This window comes from Rahnella perminowiae (genome assembly GCF_019049755.1).
In the GTDB taxonomy this organism is placed as follows: domain Bacteria; phylum Pseudomonadota; class Gammaproteobacteria; order Enterobacterales; family Enterobacteriaceae; genus Rahnella; species Rahnella perminowiae.
In genome coordinates this window covers 1-2,184 of sequence record NZ_JAFMOS010000223.1, presented here as the reverse complement: position 1 = coordinate 2,184, position 2,184 = coordinate 1, and the positions used below count along the sequence as shown (strand labels likewise).

Here is a 2,184-nt window from a genome sequence, read left to right as displayed (position 1 = left end):
GGTTAATATCATGGATGTTTATATGTTGCTCATTTGCAATATATCAACCTGCCGGCATGGCATTTATGGCTTTTGCTTTGTTAGATCAGTGCCTGTCACCAAAATCCGTTAATTACCGCGTTCTTTTTAATTCTTTTGTGATGATGTGCTCTGGCATGCTTTCAAGCCTCATCATGATTAAAGTTGTCCCTCTGCTAGCTTTTGGACAAACATTATCTCGCTCTACGATGACAGATAACCCAACGGGTAAAATCCGATGGTTTTTTGGTGAAGCTATACCAAACTCCTTGGCTAACTACAGTATATCTGCCAGCGAACCCATGCTTATAATTGGTCTTGTCTTCTTTTGTATGGGCCTGGCCTATATCTACAGTAATAAAGATGGAATTAAAAAAGTTCTCTTCACGCTTGTTTTTATTGCTGGGTCGTACTTCCCTAACTTATACGTATCTGAAAGTTGGGCTGCACAAAGATCCATTGTTGCAATGTCTATCTGTATAGTTGCGGTCTCATTATTTGGTTTAATGAAATTTTCTGACTTTTTATTCACACACTTCAGAATCAAAGGAGCTGGAGTATTATCAGTTCTGTTGATTGCATCTGCCGGAGTGACCGCGACAGGAAATATAAATAACTATATGATATCTAACCAGATATCAGAGATAGAATCCGTAGCTTCTGAAATTAGTAACAAAGTAGATAAATCTTTTAGCGGAGCCGTTATGGTAGATATCTCTAAGCGTAACTGGGGTGCCTTTTCCCGTATTGTGAGATATGACGAGTTCGGAGAGAACTCTGTCTATGCACCATGGGCTGCAAGAGGCATACTTTTAACTATTAAGAAAAGCAAGGGATTCTCATACTCTGTACCCAAAAACCCTGTGATTTCCAATAGCAACAATTGTTCTGAAAACTGTATTACCATTCAACCAAATGAAGCAATGCTGAAATCAACTTTAAATTACTAGATATATGACGGATATTTTAGCTTCTGTTATTCTTAGCCTGGTTCAACAGACCAGGCTGTATGTCTTTTTCAGTAGCTTTATTTATTCCTTCAACAGTATCAATGTAATCAAGCCATAGATTCAGGATTTTTTGATCATTTCATTTCCTACCTATGAGTATTTTATTTACCAAACCATATTCTTGTGCTTAGCTGAATCTATCAGACATTTCTTAGTGCTGATGCAAGCTGGCTGATTCAGGCCGGTGTCCCGCGATCAGTTCTTCAGGAAATGGGCGGCTGGGAGTCGCTCGAGATGGTACGGCGATCGCGCATCTGGCGACAAATCATTTAACGGAGCACGCGAAGCAGATATACGTTATTTTTAGGGTTCCAGTCCCAAATCTGTCCCACTCGCAAATTTGGGAGGGAACGGCTGACAGTTAACTGCTTGATTTGAATGGGACGCCTTACAGGGCTCGAACCTGTGACCTAAGGCTTAGAAGAACGTCGGCGTATCAATAAGTCACTGTTTTAACTGGCTTATCCTGCATTCACAAGTGACACACAGGAAAGTAATGACATATCAGCGACACTCTTGCGGCACTATAGGTGCGTCACTAATTTGTCACTCACTCGTCAGCATAAAATTATCCAGGCTGTCATCGAATTTCATAATCCCCTCTTCATTGCTCTTTATTGATATCAGATACTGCATGCCACGATGTAGCGAAACCGGTTCTTCCACAACAAAGCTGAACCAGTCGGCGTAAACTTGTCCAAGCCAATACCCACCACCATACTCCTCGCGTCGCTGAAAGAAGATATATCTGCCAAGCGGTATCCAGTCTCTCACCTCTTCCCTATACACGATGTCGAAATTAGAATTCTTACCCATAACCCACCTCACAAATACTGTTCATGCATACAGCATTATCACGATAATTTTAAATTATGAAGCGGGAAAAGCCGGAGAAATCTCTGGTGCCTGATCAGCAACGAAAGAATGATTGATGAAGGTTTCTTGTAAGGGGCCTTATTGCTACAATCTTGAGACAAAATTCAAAGGTATAATTTCATGCAAAGACTTAAAAGATCCGGTGGCGTTCGAGGTTTGCTAGCTATTTTTGTTGCATTAGCTTGTGTCTGGCGAGCAGGTTGTATCAAAATGTATAATAAGGAGAAGTGATAAATAATGGGAAAGCTCCATAACCTACACTATTTGTGAGGGGTCGCTG

Annotated in this window: 2 protein-coding genes and 1 pseudogene; 2 read left to right on the top strand and 1 reads right to left on the bottom strand. The window is 40.9% G+C overall.

Features of this window, described 5'->3' with window-relative positions; translation table 11 throughout:
• Together J1785_RS01495 and J1785_RS01490 are read left to right on the top strand one after the other, a co-directional pair.
• Positions 1-968 (top strand): hypothetical protein (locus J1785_RS01495; RefSeq protein WP_217218652.1); only part of this gene is annotated, 968 nt, incomplete at its 5' end.
• A gap of 222 nt (positions 969-1,190) precedes the next feature.
• Positions 1,191-1,393, top strand: a pseudogene (locus J1785_RS01490) (integrase); the annotation flags it as partial.
• A 181-nt stretch (positions 1,394-1,574) separates the two neighbouring features.
• Here the strand turns inward: J1785_RS01490 and J1785_RS01485 are convergent.
• Entirely contained in the window at positions 1,575-1,844 is a 270-nt protein-coding gene (locus tag J1785_RS01485) for a hypothetical protein (RefSeq protein ID WP_217218651.1), read from the bottom strand.
• Positions 1,845-2,184 lie beyond the last annotated feature (340 nt).

What these genes read in the sequence shown, in the direction of transcription:
- J1785_RS01485 (WP_217218651.1), bottom strand. Translation starts at nt 1,844, where the DNA reads ATGGGTAAGAATTCTAATTTCGACATCGTGTATAGGGAAGAGGTGAGA.